General features: G+C 31.7%; 19 protein-coding genes and 1 tRNA gene. 19 read left to right on the top strand and 1 reads right to left on the bottom strand.

All coding sequences use genetic code 11. The features are described from left to right. The 7 genes from mtnP (at position 1) to ACMC9J_RS05915 (ending at position 3,693) form a co-directional block, all read left to right on the top strand. Positions 1 to 759 (top strand): S-methyl-5'-thioadenosine phosphorylase, encoded by a 759-nt coding sequence (gene mtnP / locus ACMC9J_RS05885; RefSeq protein ID WP_427003047.1) that lies wholly within the window; start codon positions 1 to 3, stop codon positions 757 to 759. 58 nt (positions 760 to 817) lie between these two features. Continuing rightward, complete coding sequence (locus ACMC9J_RS05890; RefSeq protein ID WP_427003048.1) at positions 818 to 1,387, top strand: flavodoxin family protein; 570 nt, start codon at positions 818 to 820, stop codon at positions 1,385 to 1,387. Between the two features lies 1 nt (position 1,388). Continuing rightward, positions 1,389 to 1,712: a NifB/NifX family molybdenum-iron cluster-binding protein gene (locus ACMC9J_RS05895; RefSeq protein WP_019264562.1), complete on the top strand. Its 324-nt coding sequence runs from the start codon at positions 1,389 to 1,391 to the stop codon at positions 1,710 to 1,712. Positions 1,713 to 1,836: 124 nt separating this feature from the next. Beyond that, positions 1,837 to 2,190: a hypothetical protein gene (locus ACMC9J_RS05900; RefSeq protein WP_427003049.1), complete on the top strand. Its 354-nt coding sequence runs from the start codon at positions 1,837 to 1,839 to the stop codon at positions 2,188 to 2,190. Next, positions 2,181 to 2,253, top strand: a tRNA-Thr gene (locus ACMC9J_RS05905). Before ACMC9J_RS05900 ends, ACMC9J_RS05905 begins: the two co-directional genes overlap by 10 nt. A gap of 28 nt (positions 2,254 to 2,281) precedes the next feature. Next, entirely contained in the window at positions 2,282 to 2,659 is a 378-nt protein-coding gene (locus tag ACMC9J_RS05910; protein WP_019264561.1) for a hypothetical protein, read from the top strand. A 452-nt stretch (positions 2,660 to 3,111) separates the two neighbouring features. Beyond that, positions 3,112 to 3,693 (top strand): 30S ribosomal protein S3ae, encoded by a 582-nt coding sequence (locus ACMC9J_RS05915; RefSeq protein WP_427003050.1) that lies wholly within the window; start codon positions 3,112 to 3,114, stop codon positions 3,691 to 3,693. 68 nt (positions 3,694 to 3,761) lie between these two features. Here the strand turns inward: ACMC9J_RS05915 and ACMC9J_RS05920 are convergent, their stop codons facing one another. Continuing rightward, entirely contained in the window at positions 3,762 to 4,337 is a 576-nt protein-coding gene (locus tag ACMC9J_RS05920; RefSeq protein ID WP_427003636.1) for a LemA family protein, read from the bottom strand. A gap of 151 nt (positions 4,338 to 4,488) precedes the next feature. Between ACMC9J_RS05920 and ACMC9J_RS05925 the strand changes: the two genes are divergently transcribed. The 12 genes from ACMC9J_RS05925 (at position 4,489) to ACMC9J_RS05980 (ending at position 16,035) form a co-directional block, all read left to right on the top strand. Continuing rightward, a complete protein-coding gene (locus tag ACMC9J_RS05925) occupies positions 4,489 to 5,187 on the top strand; it encodes a TIGR00297 family protein (protein WP_019264558.1) in 699 nt (232 codons plus the stop codon). Between the two features lie 36 nt (positions 5,188 to 5,223). Further along, entirely contained in the window at positions 5,224 to 5,412 is a 189-nt protein-coding gene (locus ACMC9J_RS05930) for a hypothetical protein (RefSeq protein WP_427003051.1), read from the top strand. A gap of 59 nt (positions 5,413 to 5,471) precedes the next feature. Next, on the top strand, positions 5,472 to 6,710 hold the full coding sequence (locus ACMC9J_RS05935) for a 2,3-bisphosphoglycerate-independent phosphoglycerate mutase (RefSeq protein ID WP_304146987.1): 1,239 nt from the start codon (positions 5,472 to 5,474) through the stop codon (positions 6,708 to 6,710). Further along, positions 6,688 to 8,061 (top strand): phosphoglucosamine mutase, encoded by a 1,374-nt coding sequence (gene glmM / locus ACMC9J_RS05940; protein ID WP_427003052.1) that lies wholly within the window; start codon positions 6,688 to 6,690, stop codon positions 8,059 to 8,061. The genes ACMC9J_RS05935 and glmM overlap by 23 nt, the downstream gene beginning before the upstream one ends. A 124-nt stretch (positions 8,062 to 8,185) precedes the next feature. Then, positions 8,186 to 9,472: a bifunctional sugar-1-phosphate nucleotidylyltransferase/acetyltransferase gene (gene glmU, locus ACMC9J_RS05945; protein WP_019264554.1), complete on the top strand. Its 1,287-nt coding sequence runs from the start codon at positions 8,186 to 8,188 to the stop codon at positions 9,470 to 9,472. Between the two features lie 15 nt (positions 9,473 to 9,487). Continuing rightward, positions 9,488 to 9,964 carry a gamma carbonic anhydrase family protein gene (locus ACMC9J_RS05950; RefSeq protein ID WP_019264553.1) on the top strand — a complete coding sequence of 159 codons (477 nt, stop codon included), beginning with the start codon at positions 9,488 to 9,490 and terminating at the stop codon, positions 9,962 to 9,964. A 9-nt stretch (positions 9,965 to 9,973) separates the two neighbouring features. Further along, positions 9,974 to 11,074 carry a histidinol-phosphate transaminase gene (gene hisC, locus ACMC9J_RS05955; protein ID WP_019268387.1) on the top strand — a complete coding sequence of 367 codons (1,101 nt, stop codon included), beginning with the start codon at positions 9,974 to 9,976 and terminating at the stop codon, positions 11,072 to 11,074. Further along, positions 11,074 to 11,778, top strand: a complete 705-nt coding sequence (locus ACMC9J_RS05960; RefSeq protein ID WP_427003053.1) for an anaerobic ribonucleoside-triphosphate reductase activating protein — start codon at positions 11,074 to 11,076, stop codon at positions 11,776 to 11,778. Before hisC ends, ACMC9J_RS05960 begins: the two co-directional genes overlap by 1 nt. Before the next feature lie 20 nt (positions 11,779 to 11,798). Then, positions 11,799 to 12,935 (top strand): tetratricopeptide repeat protein, encoded by a 1,137-nt coding sequence (locus ACMC9J_RS05965; RefSeq protein ID WP_427003054.1) that lies wholly within the window; start codon positions 11,799 to 11,801, stop codon positions 12,933 to 12,935. Between the two features lies 1 nt (position 12,936). Beyond that, the gene (locus ACMC9J_RS05970) at positions 12,937 to 14,463 is read left to right on the top strand and encodes a DUF2142 domain-containing protein (protein WP_304170350.1); all 1,527 of its coding nucleotides are present in this window, start codon (positions 12,937 to 12,939) and stop codon (positions 14,461 to 14,463) included. 92 nt (positions 14,464 to 14,555) lie between these two features. Continuing rightward, positions 14,556 to 15,179, top strand: a complete 624-nt coding sequence (locus ACMC9J_RS05975) for a TetR/AcrR family transcriptional regulator (protein ID WP_427003055.1) — start codon at positions 14,556 to 14,558, stop codon at positions 15,177 to 15,179. After that, positions 15,172 to 16,035, top strand: coding sequence for a DUF116 domain-containing protein (locus ACMC9J_RS05980; RefSeq protein ID WP_427003056.1), 864 nt, complete (start codon positions 15,172 to 15,174; stop codon positions 16,033 to 16,035). The genes ACMC9J_RS05975 and ACMC9J_RS05980 overlap by 8 nt, the downstream gene beginning before the upstream one ends. Positions 16,036 to 16,043: the final 8 nt, after the last annotated feature.

Raw genomic sequence — 16,043 nt, forward strand, 5'->3', positions numbered from 1 at the left:
ATGATTGGAATTATTGGCGGCAGTGGAGTTTACGAAATAACTCAAAAGGCAGATAATGTTGAAAAAAAATTAGTTAAAACAGATTATGGGGACGTTGAAGTTTCTGTTTTAGATATGTTTAATAAAACAGTAGTTTTCATTCCAAGACATGCTTCAGGACATAGTATTCCTCCACATAAAATCAATTTCAGAGCTAATATTGATGCACTTAAGAATGTGGGAGTTACACAGATAATAGCTACCAATTCTGTCGGATCTATGAATCTGGAAATGCCTCCGGGGTCATTTGTAATTCCTGATGACTTTTTAGATTTTACCGAAAACAGAGACAAAACCTACTTTGAAGACCATGTTGTTCATGTAGATGTAACTGAACCTTATTGCAGCCGTTTAAGGGATATAATAGCTGATTGCGGTGAAGTTATTACTGGAGGAACATATGTCTGTACACAGGGGCCTAGATTTGAAACACCTGCTGAAATTAAAATGTTCAAACTTCTTGGAGGAGATCTGGTAGGTATGACTGGAGTTCCTGAAGTAACACTTGCCCGTGAAAGGGCAATCTGTTATAACTCAATTTGCATAGTTTCAAATTATGCATCTGGAATTTCACAGGATAATTTAACTATTGATGAAGTATTTGAAATGGTTAAAGCTAAAGAGGAAGATTTGATGGTTTTAATTTATGAAATTATTAAGCATTTGGATGATGATTTTGACTGTCCATGTCAGCATGCTTTAAACGGTGCTGAAGTTTAAATTCTTTTTTCCAAAAGATTTATTATTTGATTAACAAAATTTTATTTAGGTTGATGTTATGGCAAAAGTTATATTATTAAATTCTAGTCCACGAGCTAACAGCAACACTCAGGATGTTCTGGAAGTTTGTGCTGAAGAAATTGAGAAAAATGGTGTTGAAGCTGAAATCATATCTTTAAGAGGAAAACAGATACAGTCCTGTATTGCATGTAACGGATGTGCCGGAACTGGAAACTGTGTTTTAAATGACGGTTTGGAGGAAGTCATTGAAAAAATCAGACATGCTGACGGATTTATTCCTGCAGCACCAGTTTACTTTGGAACTGCAAGAGGAGATATAATGGCTGCTCTTCAAAGGATTGGTAAAGTTTCAAGAGGAAATGATAAATTTTTAGACTGGATGGTTGGAGGTCCGATTGCTGTTGCAAGACGCGGTGGGCAAACTTTAACCTTACAGGAAATGACAATGTTTTTCCCAATTAACAATATGGTAATAGCTGGAAGTACTTACTGGAATATGGTATTTGCAGGTCCTGAAGGTACGGCTTTAGATGACAGTGAAGGAATAGACACTATTAAGTTATTTGGTCAAAATGTTGCCAATATAATTAAAAAATTAGTTGATTAAAATGAGAATTGCACTTGCATCTTCTAACGGAGATGCTGTTGATTTGCATTTAGGAAAAGCAGTATCATTAGCTATTTATGATGTGGTTGATGATAAATTTGATTTTGTTGAAACAAGAAAAGTAGCTATTGATAAGAATGCTAAACATCAGGGTGGAGATGTTATTCAAAAATGCAGTGACTGTGATGTTATAATTTCTACTCAGCACGGATTCAAATCTAAAATTAAAGCAGAAGATGCGGGTATTAAACTGGTTAGTGATGAAGGTCCTGTTGAGGAAGTTTTACAAAGATATATTGATCACTATAATTTTATGAATAGCTAATTTTCTTTTTATTTTTTAACAAGTTTTATATATGATAATCACAATATTATTATTATGGAAGAATTATGTACTATTATTTTAGGAGTGCTTATTGCACTAGTGATATTTTCTATTTTAGGATAATATGAAAAATAAATCAAATATTGTGATAGTAATTGGCACATTAGCTATTTATAGTTTAAATCAGTTGGTTTTAAAGAATTTGGGAATTCCGTTTTTCAATAATTATCTAAATGATTTACTAGCTGTGCCTTTATTTTTTGCTTTAATAAACAGCATTTCATTATACAGGTCAAATACCCAAGTAACGTCCTTTAAATACTTGTTTGTAATTACAGTAGGTCTGTCTTTTTTAGGGGAATATCTGGCTATTTTTTTAAGACCTGGCAGTGTTTCTGATTGGTGGGATGTTTTATGTTATTTTATCGGAATGTTTGTATACTACTTAATTACAAATGTAATAATTAAGCCTATATAGTTCAGATGGTAGAACGATTGACTCGTAATCAATAGGTCTGGGGTTCGACTCCCCATATGGGCTTTTAAAAAATTAATTGGAGGTTGTTTTAATGGAATCTAAGGATTTGATTATAATAATTTGCGCAATTATTGCTGGGGCATGCATTATAGCATTTGCAATTGCTTTCGTGGATGATTTCCATGATGATGAAGACGATATGTCATATACTAACTGCACTGCTGAAAATTTAACTAATAACACAACTGCAAACAATACGAATGATAACAGTCAGCCAAAACCATCATCTGATTCAGGAGTTTATGTTGTAAGTGAAGTGGTAAAATATAATTATCAGGCAGATGACGGCAGCTATTATCGTGAAGTAACTTATTCTGATGGTGGTTTTAGACAGTATAATACTTCTAATGGAAAATTAATTGGGTCCAGCTATGCTTCAGACCAAAAATATTTGCCTAGTATGGAATAAGGAGTTTCAATGCTCCTTATTTTCCGGCCAATGTTATGAAATCATATTTTTATTTTGTTTTAATGAGTTTTTACTATTTTAAAATGATATTATAATCATTCTTTTTGTTTAAGTTTGTAATAACTGATGTTATAAGTTATATTGAATAAATCTTTAATCCTTTAACAAGCTTTATATATCATGAAGAAAAAAAGTAATAATAACCTTTAAGGGCGGGTTTTAATAATTTAAAACTTTATAATGAATTATTCTTTAAAATAAGTGAGTAGAACTCACAGTAGTCGATTAACGGATTATAAAACTATAATCAATTATAATCTTATTTTATATTCTGTGTTGTGTTTGATTTAACAAATACAGTATTTGGTAGGCTATTTTTAAATTTACTATAGCGATAGCTATATTTTTAATGATAATAGAAATTTACGGAAAAACTATAAAAGGTTGATATAATGGCAAAAGCAAAAACAAGGCGTAGAGTACGTGATACATGGAAAGAAAAATCCTGGTATACTATTAAAACACCAGTAAACTTTGAAGACAAAGAAATTGGAGAAACTCCAGCAAGAGATCCTGATTACCTTATCGGTAGGGGAGTAGAAGTTACTATGAGGGAATTGTCCGGTGACTTTTCCAAACAGTACATCAAACTCAGATTTGAAATTGACAATGTAGCAGGAGATGTTGCAAACACCAAATTCACTGGTCACAAAACTACTACTGATTATGTAAGAAGTATGATTAGAAGGGGAACCAGTAGAATCGATGCTTCTTCTATTGTTAAAACTAAAGATGGCCGTAAAGTTAAACTTCATGTACTTGCAGTAACTACCAGAAGAGCTAAATCTTCCCAACAAAAATACATGAGACAAGTTATCAATGATTTATTGGCTGAAACTGCAGCAGAAAAATCTTTCGATGAATTAATAAAACTTGTTGTAAACGGTAAATTAGCATCTGAAGTTTACCACAATGCTAAAAAAATCTACCCTCTCAAAAGAGTGGAAATTATCAAAAGTAAAGTATTAAACTAAATACTTTTACTTATTTTTTTTCATTTCAGCATATCACACTGTTATATTTCATTATAAAAAAATAAAAATCAGAACTGTACTTTCGGCACAGCTTTTTCATCTTCAGTAATTTCAATAAAGTTCGCAGTTTTAAATCCAAATAACTGTGCAACTAAATTACCTGGAAACTGTTCACAGCTGTTATTGTAGACTAAAACAAAATTATTGAACCTTTCTCTATAAGTAGCTATTTTATCTTCGCTTTCTTGTAGTTGTCCCTGTAAATTTAAAAAGTTTGTATTGGCTTTTAGTTCAGGATACCTTTCAGCTATTGCGAATAAATTAACAAGACTTCTGGATAGCTGAGAATTGGATTTCTGTATATCATCAATATTTCTTGCATTCATTAATGAAGCTCTAGCCTGACTTACCTGACTGAATGTCTCTTTTTCGTGTTGGGCATAACCTTTAACAATTTCCACTAAATTCGGAATTAAATCAGTTCTTCTTTTTAACTGAACATCAATTTTACTCCAGGAACTTTTTACCTGGTTTCTTTTAGTCACTAAGTCATTGTAAATTGAAATGGTGTAGCTGATGATTCCTGCAAGGATTATTAATATAATTAAAACATAAACGAAACTTCCAGGGATAATATGTCCCATTTCAATACTTACAAATAAGATAGCCAGTACAATAATTATCTTATATAATGTTCTCATAAGATAAATTATGGTTAATATATTATATTAATTATATGGTTAAAATTAGGTAGATTTTTATATTATTCTTTAGAAATACTATCATGTTGATAATATGGTTGAAAAGTTAATAATGATTAATTGGGGTTATGTTTTAATTCTATTTTTATTAGGGTTCTTAACATACAAAAGAAAATCCTTAGATGCTCTTGGATCAGTTGTTATGATTGTTATGGGTATTATCATTATTTTTTCAGCGGGATTTAACTGGTTATTATTAATTTTGATATTCCTTATTTTAAGTTTGGTAGCTACAAAATTCTCAAAATCCTATAAAAAATCTTTAGGAGAATTTGAAGGTAGAAGGACTACTAAAAATGTTATTTCAAATGGTATTGTAGCAGTTATGATGGCAGCATTTGGCGGTTACTATTTATCATTTGTCGGAGGATTTATTGGAGCAATAGCTACTGCAACAGCAGATACTTTAGCTAGTGAGATAGGAGTATTGCATCAGCCTAGATTAATTACTACTTTTAAAAAGGTCGAACCGGGAACTGATGGAGCAGTATCTGTTTTAGGAACTGTTGCAGGTATGGTTGGTGCAGCGGTTATTGGTATTTGTGCTTATTTGCTTGGAATTATTCACGATCCTGTTTTAGGTGTTATTTTAGCAGTTATTCCAGGAACATTAGGCTGTTTTATGGACAGTATCCTTGGAGCAGTCTTTGAGAGAAAAGATTTACTTACAAATGAACATGTAAATCTTATAGCTACTATTACCGGAGCTTTGATTGGTATTTTACTTGTTTAATTAATTATTTTAATAAGTTAAAACAGATAGTAAATTATGTCAGTGGCAGAGTTTAATTTTGATATTACTGTATCAACACTTATTGCAGTAATTATTGCAGTGTATTATAAACGCAGGTATGGCGATGAGATTTTTAAGGATAAACGTACCTGGGTTAAGATACTTGTACTGTTTTCTGTTGCAAATTTAATTAAAGTTATGATTAAACCTTTAATAGGTTTTTAGACTAATAATTTTATAACTATTGAAAAATATATTTAAAAGTATTATATTAAGGTGACATTATGAAGGGAATAGTTTTAGTTATGGATGGTATGGGGGACCGTCCACTTAAAGAATTTGATAATCAAACCCCTCTCCAAGCAGCTAACACTCCAAACATGGATGAAATGGCTAAAAATGGTATAACTGGAATTATGGATTCTATAGCTCCGGGAATTATACCGGGTAGTGATACTGCTCATTTATCTATTTTAGGTTATGACCCATATGAAGTATACACCGGAAGAGGTCCTTTTGAAGCAGCTGGTGTTGGAGTGGATGTTATTCCTGGAGATATTGCATTCAGATGTAATTTCTCAACAGCTGATGAAAATGGTATAGTTACTGACAGGCGTGCAGGAAGAATCAGAGAGGGAACTCATGAAATCGTTGAAGTGTTAAATACAATGGTTCTGGAAGATTATCCTGACATTAAAATTATTTTTAAAGAATCAACTGGCCACAGAGCAGTTTTAGTATTAAGAGGTGAAGGCCTTTCAGATAAAGTAAGTGATGCTGATCCTAAAGTGGAAGGAAACAAACCTAAAGAAGTCATAGCTTTGGATGATTCTGAAGAAGCTAAAAAAACTGCAGATATCTTAAATAAATTAGTAGCTAAATCTTATGAAATGATTAAAGACCACCCGGTTAATTTGGAAAGAATAGAAAACAATGAACCTCCAGCAAATATTATTATTCCTCGTGGTGCAGGTGAAGTTCCGGTTGTAGAAGCTCTAAATGACAAATATGAAGTTAATTCTGCATGTATTGCTGAAACTGGCCTTATTATGGGAATAGGCAGATTTGCAGGTATGGATATTGTTGAAATGGATGATGTTACTGGTGGAATTGACACCAATTTGGAAAATATCAGAGACACTATCCTTGATCAGGTTAAAAATTCAGACCATGACTTTTTCCTGATAAACATTGACGGAGCAGATGAAGCAGGTCATGACGGACAGGCTATTGAAAAACGTGACTTCATTGAAAAAGTTGACAGAGTTGTTATGAGCGAACTTAAAAAACTTGAAGATGTTTATATTTTCTTAACTGCTGATCATTCAACTCCAATTTCTGTTTTAAACCATTCAGGTGATCCAGTACCTGTTATTATCACAGGTCCTGAAGTAAGAGTAGATGATGTTTGTGAATACTCTGAAGTAGCTGTTGCAAAAGGAGGGCTTTGCAGAATTAGGGGATCTGATGTTATGAATATCATGATGGATTTAATGAACTATGCTCATAAATTTGGAGCTTAAAAGAGTTGATTTAATGGCTGTTAAAAAACTGTTTGGAACTTCAGGAATCCGGGGGAAAATAAATTCTGAAGTTACCTGTGAACTTGCATTAAATGTCGGTAAATCTTTAGCTTACTATTTAGGTAATGAAGGAACTGTAGTTTTAGGTTATGATACAAGAACTACCAATATAATGCTTGATCAGGCTATTTGTGCAGGTTTGCTTGAAAGCGGAGTAGATGTAATTAAAATAGGTATGGTTCCGACTCCTTTAGTAGGTTATGCTACTGATAAATTAGGAGCAGATGCCGGAATAATGTTAACTGCATCACATAATCCTTCACAGTACAATGGGATTAAAATATGGAATTCTAACGGAATGGCATATACATCAGTTCAGGAAGCTGAAATTGAAGAAATCTATTCAAACAAATCCTACACTTCAGTAAGCTGGGATAAAGTTGGTAGCTTAAAAGTTAATGAAGAAATTAAAGGAAAATACATTGATGATTTAGTAAGTATGGTAAATATTAAACCAGGATTAAAAGTTGTTATTGATTGTGCTTCAGGTGCTGGAAGCGAAATATCTCCTTTGGTATTTAGAAAAGCTGGATGTGAGGTAACAGCTCTAAATTCTCAGCCTGACGGATTTTTCCCAGGAAGAAATCCAGAACCAAATGCAGAAAACCTGCAAAATTTAATGAAAACTGTAGTAGCTATCGGAGCAGATTTGGGAATTGCTCATGACGGAGATGCAGACAGAATGATTACAATTGATGAAAACGGAAATATTTCACCATTTGACTCTTTACTCGCATTGATGTCTAAAGAATTTGATGGAGATATAGTTACTACTGTAGATGCAGGTTTATGTATGGATGAATCTGTAAAAGGCGATGTTTTAAGAACTAAAGTCGGAGATGTAAATGTAGCTGAAGTTATAATAGAAAAAGATGCTGCATTTGGAGGAGAACCTTCAGGAACATGGCTGCATCCTGATTTCTGCATGTGTCCTGACGGTATTCTTTCAGGTTTGAGAATGGCCGAACTTGTATCAAACAAAGGCAAATTGTCTGAATTGCTCTTAGAGATTCCTTCTTATCCCAATATCCGTGAAAAAATAACCTGTTCTAAAGAAGCTAAAACAGCAGTTATGGAAAACATGGAAGATTTATTGAAAGACAGTTTTGATGATATTAAAGAAATCAATTCCATTGATGGTGTTAGATTAACTTTCAATGATGACAGCTGGGTTTTAGTAAGGCCTTCAGGAACTGAAGATTATATCAGAATAACTTTAGAGTCTAAAGACAGCACAAAAGCTCAGGCAATTAAAGAAACCTGTGTTAAAATCATAAAAGAAAATATTTAATTTCTTTTTCATGCAGCTGTTATACTGCATGTTTTTTTCAATCTTCTTTTTTCAATTAAAAAAATTAATTAATAAGTATAAACTTAACATATTATAATAGTTTAAAGTAATAACTTATGGGGTAATGAAATTGAAAGCTATAATTTTAAGTGCCGGCGAAGGTTCTAGAATGAGGCCGCTGACCCTTACAAAACCTAAAACAATGTTGCCGGTAGCTGGAAAACCAATTATTCAGTATAATATTGAGTCTTTAAGAGACAATGGTATAACTGATATTTTACTTATTGTACGTTATAAAGAGGAAATGGTTAGAAATTACTTTGGAGACGGAAGTGATTTTGGTGTTAATATTTTCTATAAAACTCAAAAAGACTTTTTAGGAACAGCTAATGCTATTTCATATGGTGAAGATTTTATTGATGATAGTATTATAGTTTTAAATGGAGATATTATACTTGATGATGAAATTATTCATGAAATAATTAAGAAGTATAATTATTTAACACCTGATACTTTAATGCTTTTAACTGAAGTGGAAGATCCTTCAGCATTTGGTGTTGTTGAAATTGAAAACGGAAATATTAAAAGCATTGTAGAAAAACCAAAACGTGAAGAGGCGCCAAGTAATCTGGTTAATGCTGGAATTTACATATTCAATAAAGATATTTTTGACAAGATTCGTAAAACAGAAATCTCTGAAAGGGGTGAATATGAAATTACTGATTCAGTATCTTTGCAAATTAAAGATAATAAAACAGTTATCGGTCATAAAACTTCTAAAGATTGGATTGATGTTGGCAGACCATGGGAATTAATTGAAGTAAATGAAGATTTAATCGGCAAACTTAAAACAGAAATTAAAGGAACAATTGAAGATGGTGCATTTATTCATGGTGAAGTATTTTTAGATGAGGGAAGTGTTATTAAAGCCGGTGTGTACATTGAAGGAAATGTGTACATTGGTAAAAACTGTGATATAGGTCCTAACTCTTATATTCGTGGAAACACTTACTTTGGTGACAATGTTCATGTTGGAAATGCTGTTGAGATTAAAAACTCAATTATTATGGAAAATACCAATGTCAGTCATTTAAGTTATGTAGGTGACTCTGTTATTGGTTCTAACTGTAATATAGCAGCAGGAACAAATATAGCTAATTTGCGTTTTGATAATGCAACTATTAAAACCAAAATCAAAAATCAAAAAATAGACAGTGGAAGACGTAAGTTAGGAGCTATTATTGGCGATTCTGTAAAAACAGGTATTAATTCAAGTTTTTCTCCAGGTGTAAAAGTAGGTCATAACTCTACTATAGGATCTGGTGTTTTATTATATGAGGATTTGCCTTCTGATACAAGAGTATTGGAAAAGCAAACTCACATTGTTCAAAAGAAAAAGAAAAAAAATTAACTAAATGGTGATATTATGGAAAATAAAAAAGACTCTGTTGTAATATGTCCTGGTGCACAAGTACTCGGTGATGTTGAATTAGGTGAAGATGTATCAATTTGGCATGGTGCTGTTGTTAGAGGTGATGTAGATTCTATTAAAATAGGTAACAACTCCAATGTACAGGATAACTGTGTGTTACATTGTACTGAAGATTTTCCAATAACAATTGGAGATAATGTATCTATAGGTCATGGTGCTGTTGTTCATGGCTGTACTTTAGAAGACAATGTATTAATCGGAATGAATGCAACTGTGTTAAATGGTGCACATATAGGTAAAAATTCTATTGTAGGTGCCGGAGCTGTTGTAAGTGAAGGTAAAGAATTCCCTGAAGGCAGCCTAATCTTAGGAGTTCCGGGCAAACTAATAAAAGAAGTTTCTCCTGAACAAATTGAACATATTCAGGAAAACGCAGATAATTACAAAAAACTTTCAAAACAATATAAATAAGGTTAAAAAATGAAACCAAGGGCAATAGTTAGTGAAATGGATTCTTATGTTCCAGGTAAATCTCAGGATGAGATAGCTAGCGAATTTAACTTAAATAAAGATGAAATAATTAAATTAGGATCTAATGAAAATCCATTTGGCCCATCTACTAAAGCTATTGAAGCTATTGAAAATGAATGTAAAAATATAAACAGATATCCGGAATCAGTTTTAAATGAGCTTCAACAGGAATTAGCTAATTACTCGGGGGTTAAACAATCCCAGATTATTATTGGCGGTGATGGTGCTGATGAAATCATTGATGTTTTAGCTAAAACATTTATTAATGAAGGAGATGAGTTTATCGTACCTCTGCCTTCATATATGTATTATGAATATTTATTGCAGCAATATGGTGCTCGTCCAGTTTATGCCGAATGGAATATGGATGAAAATAAATTGGATATTGATTCAGTTTTAAATTCTATAACTGACAAAACAAAAATGATTTTCTTATGCACTCCAAATAATCCTACCGGTACTTTAATTGATAAAAAGGATATTAAAGACATTGCATCTAAAAATCCTGATGTTTTAATTGTCGTAGATGAAGCTTACTTTGAGTATGCTGAAGTTACTAACAAGGATTTAATCAATGAATTTGACAATATTTTCATTATCAGAACAATGTCTAAAGTAATGGGATTAGCTGGAATGAGAACGGGTTATGGTTTGGCCTGTAGCGAGATTATTGAATATATGCACAGAATCAAACCAGTATTTTCTCTAACAAGATTGTCTTATGTAGCTGCTCTTAATACTTTAAGAGATAAGGACTACATTGAAACATCTATTGAAAAAGGAATTGAAAGTAGGGAATATCTTTATAATGAACTGTCAAAAATTGATTCATTAAATGTTTTCCCTTCAAAATCTAATTTTATGCTGATCGGCATAAAAGACACAGGATTTACAGCATCTGAATTTGCAGTGGAGCTTATGAAAAAAGGTGTCATTGTAAGAGACTGTACTTCATTTAAAGGACTGGATGAATATTGGATTAGAATAAGTATCTGTACTTTGGAAGAAGATAAAAAATTCATTGAAATTGTAAAAGAGGTATTGTCATAATGTATGTAGGGGGAACTGTAATTTCTTCTGTTGAATTTCATGGGAATATGTCTTTTGTCATTTTTATGTCAAAATGCCCTCTTGCTTGCCGTTATTGTCATAATGTTGAACTTTTAGATGATAGCACTCAGCAAAGTTTTGAAGAAATTAAAAAAGAAATAGATGATGCCAGCGATTTTATTGATGCAGTTGTAATATCTGGAGGGGAACCTCTAGTTCAAAGTGATGCAGTCATTGAAATATTGGATTATGTCCATAAAATAGGCCTTAAAACCAAATTGGATACCAGCGGAATTTATCCGGATAAGCTTGAAGAGATTTTAAAACTAAATATTTTGGATTTCATTTCTTTGGATGTTAAAGCTCCTTTTGAGAAATACAGGAAAATTACAGGATCCAATATAGGTTCTCAGGTTCACAAATCAATGAATCTTATAAACAAATATGGTGTTCATCTGGAAGCCAGAACAACTTATGTCCCAACCCTACATACTAAAAAAGATATCTATAATTTGGTAATGGATATTGAAGCTGAAGTTTACACTATTCAGCAATTTAGAAACAGAAATGTTTTGGATCCTGCATTGGAGGTGGTGGAAGTGCCAAATCCTCATGATTTAAGAAAACTTGCAGAATCTGTAAAACCTTATTTTGATGGTGTTGTAAAAGTAAAATCTGCAGAATTCGGTGAAGAAATAATATAAATTTATTTGGGGGGAGAAAAATGCCAATCTTATCATTTTCAAGTCAGGACATTGATATAATCACTGGAAAAAAGACAATGACAATACGTAAGCTTTGGAAAACTCCTCTTAAAAAAGGCGACAGGCTTTATTGTTACTGGAATTTAGTTTCTAAAGAAAAAAAGAAAATTTTTGAAGCTAAAGTAGCAGATGTGCAAACAATTCCTTTTTCTGATTTGAAAAATAATGATGAATTAGCTAAAAAAGAAGGATTTGAAAGTGCTGCTGAAATGGTTAAAGATTTCAAAAAGATGTATGCCGGCAAAATTGAAGATTCTGAAATGTTTCAAATTATTTACTTTGAAAAATTAGATGTAAATGATTGGAAAGGGGATAAAATCGATGAAAAAGCTATGATAACACAAAGAGCAGATATTCTTTTTGACAGCGGTAAATTTGACAAGTCTACAATGTGTTATGATGCTGCTTTAAGAATTGATCCTGAAGATGTTTATCTGTTAAATAAGCAGGGAGACAACCTGTCAAGGCTAGGACACTTTGATCAGGCAATACTGTGTTATGATAAAGCTTTAAAAATTGAACCTCATAATGAGTATATACTGAACAATAAGGCAATAGCTTTACTTAACTCCGGAAAATTAGACGATGCGCTGAAGGTTAGTGATATTGCGCTGGCTATAAATCCGAACAGTTCAATTGTTTTATATTGGAGAGGATTTATTTTAGAAGTTTTAGGTAAGTTTGATGAAGCTTTGGATGTTTATGACCATTTGATTTTAATAGATAGTGAAAATCCGGAAGTATGGAACTCAAGAGGAAATTTATTGTCTGATATGGATAAATTAGAAGAAGCTATTAAATCTTTTGATAGGGCATTGGAAGTATGTTTTGATGATTCTGAATTAGATGCAGGTTCTATAAATCGTATGGGTAATGCTTATATTGATTTAGGTAAATTAGATGAAGCTCTGGAATGTTTCAACACAGCTATTTCTTTAGAAAAAAACAATATTGATTTTTTATTAAATAAAGGAGTAGTTTTAATGGAGCTGGGAAAATTTGAAGAAGCTGTAGAAAGCTTTAATAAAGTTTTACTTAAATCTCCAGATAATGAAGATGCATTTTTCCTAAAAGAAGAATGTTTGGAGAATTTGTAGTATGTTTAAGGATAAATTAGAATTGTTTTACAATGAAAGTATTTTAAATAAAAAATATATTTTCTTTTATTTGATTTTTATAGTGGCCGCATTTTTCTCAATGATGAGTTTAAAAAATTATGCTGCTCCTAAATTGGAAATTCTTGTTTTTGCAGTTGTAGCTATTTTGGGAATCTTTTTAATTAATTATTATAGTTTAAACAGTAAAAAGAATCTGTTTAAAGTAGTTTTTATAGCTATTTTATGTTTTGGATTAATATGTTCCTCTTTGATGCCTCTTTTTGATGCATGTGATGAGGAAGAGCATTTTGAAAGAGCATTTTTAACTTCTCAGGGAGATTTTTTCCCGAATTATCAGAATAACAGTTTTAATTCAATTCAAAGTGTTTTACTTTTAATTGATAACAGGCCTGCAACAGTTTTTGATACAAATGTTGATACGCAGCCTATTAATTATACATCTACTCATTATCACTCTGCATTTCAGCAAAATCCGTTTTTCGGTTATTTGGCACAGGGACTGGGAATTTTACTTGCTGAAATTTTATCTTTAAATCAGATTTGGATGCTGTGGTTAGCCAGGGCTTTCAATGTTTTATTATATGCAACTCTTGCAGCTTATGCAGTTAAAAAAACACCGATTGGAAAACATTTGTTTTTTGTAATGGCAGCTGTTCCATTAGCTATTTATCAAATATCTTCAGTAAGTATTGATGCAACTATTTTTGGTTTGGCTTTAGTAACTGTTGCCTATCTGTTTTCACTGATTAAAAGTAGTGAAAAAGTAACTCCTAAACAAATTGCTGTTTATGCAGTGCTCTGTCTGCTTTTAGGTTTATGTAAAGTTACTTATTTTGCATTTATATTTTTAGTTCTGCTTATTCCTAGAGATAACTTTGAAAGAAACAAACAGTATTTTTTTGGCATTTTGGCAGTTGCTGTTTTAGCTGTTGTAGCTTTATTATGGTCAAAATATTATGCAACTCCTGCAATATTGCATTCCTACAGAATGGATTATATGGCTCAGCACAATATTAATGCTGCTTCTCAGGTACAGTATCTGATTTCCCATCCTTCACAATTTGTAATAGCTATTAATTTTGCTTTAAATAATTTAGGTTATATTTTCAGCTCTTTATTTACGTTTTCATATCCTCATGAAGGACATATGCATAATTCAGATTTCATGTCTCCGATGTATCAGCTGTTTTTAGGAGCTCTGATTTTTTTATATCCTTTAAAAGAGAAATTTTCCAGAAATTTCAGAATCGGTGCTCTGGCTGTTGCTGTTTTGGTTTATATTGGCACATTTGTAATTCAGCTATTGACCTGGACTCCTGTAGGAAGTATTTATACTGAAGGTATTCAGGCAAGGTATTTTTTACCTCTGTTTATTTTACTGCCATTTATATTTAATTTTAATGATAATTTAGGTTTGGATACTGAAAAAATTGATAATTATATTGTAGTTTTAGTTTTAGGTTTTGTAGCAGCTACTGTTTTGTGTCTTGTTTGTGGCTGTTATTAGCCGTATTTTTTTTAATTATTTAACTAACAAGTGTTAGTTTTATATACTATTAAAACAATAGTATAACTAACGACTGTTAGTTTGGGATATTTATGAAAATACAGACAAAAGATAAAATATTTGATGTAGCATTAGATTTATTTTCTAAAAAAGGATATGATTCAGTATCTATTAGAACAATAGCTTCAGAAGTAGGAATTAAAGAAAGCTCAATTTATAATCATTATTCAAGTAAAAAAGAGATTTTAATGTCAATTTTAAAATATTTTGAAGAATATTTTCAGGGAAATCCCTTAGATGATGAAAATGTCAGAAAATTACTTGAAAAAAACCCTGAAGAGTTCTATCATCAGGGATCGGAAATGTTTAAACAGCAGATTTTCGAAGAAAAGATTTTAAAAATCCTGAAGCTTATTTTTGTTCAGATGTATCAGATAGATGAAATTAAAGAATTTTTCCTAAATGAAATACTTGGAGGGTCTGTTGCCTTCTGGAGTGATGTTTTTGAAATATTAATCCAAAAAAATGTAATAGAAAGTGACTGCAGTCCGAATAAATTGGCGGAAATGTATTTTGGATTTTCCATGTTTAAATTATGGGAAATATTTCTGAAACATGAGGAATTTCCAAAAGCAGAAATTGAAATTATGTTTGATGAAGTTGAAGAGTATCATAAATTCCTCCTGAATAGTGTAAGGGCTGATAAAGATGATTAGTCCGGATTCACCATATGAAGTTAATGACATGTATTATGATGATGTAAAAAAATTAGCTGATGAATTTCTGGAATTTGCTCACAGCTGCTTTGATGATGATGAAAAAATTCTTGAGGGATTAATTGTAAGTGTTTACTGGAAGTTATGCTGTGATAAATTTTCTTCTTTAGCACAGATAATTGATTATTTGGAATATATTGGGGATTTTAATGATCAGCTCCCTTATTTAAGAAAATGGGAAAATACTGATTTTTCCCCATATCTTATTTTGGGAGATTGGTTTTGTAAAAATGCTTCAAAATACTTGGCACCATATACATTTAATTTAAATTATTATTTGGAAAAGTATAAGGATAAGCCTAAATCAAAACAAGAGAAAATATTTTTCAATAGTTCAAAAGAATTATACTATTTAAACATGCTTTGCTCTGAAATAATGGGGAGAATTTTCAGACCAGATTATGAATCAAGAAAAAGAAAAGCAATAGTCCTGCCAACATGCATGAAAATAAATCAGAAAAGCTGTCATGCTATTGAAAAAAAACTTGGAGAAGTCTGTCAGGAATGTAATCCGGAATGTGAAATAGCTAAAATAACTGAAGAGTATGACTGTGAAGTATATCTGGTTTCCCATAAATCCTCGGCATTTCAAAATACAACAGATACTGATAAAAAAGAGCTGGCTATTGTTGGAGTTGCATGTCCTTTAAATTTAATTTCAGGAGGATGGAAAGCAGCAGCACTTGGAATGCCTCCGCAATGTGTACTGCTTGATAAAGTAGCATGCAGCAGACATTGGCTTAATGAGGATGTTCCATCATCAATCAATAAAAAAGAGTTAAAAAAAATATTTTAGAAGTAAAT

The organism is Methanobrevibacter intestini (assembly GCF_047402955.1).
Classification (GTDB): domain Archaea; phylum Methanobacteriota; class Methanobacteria; order Methanobacteriales; family Methanobacteriaceae; genus Methanocatella; species Methanocatella intestini.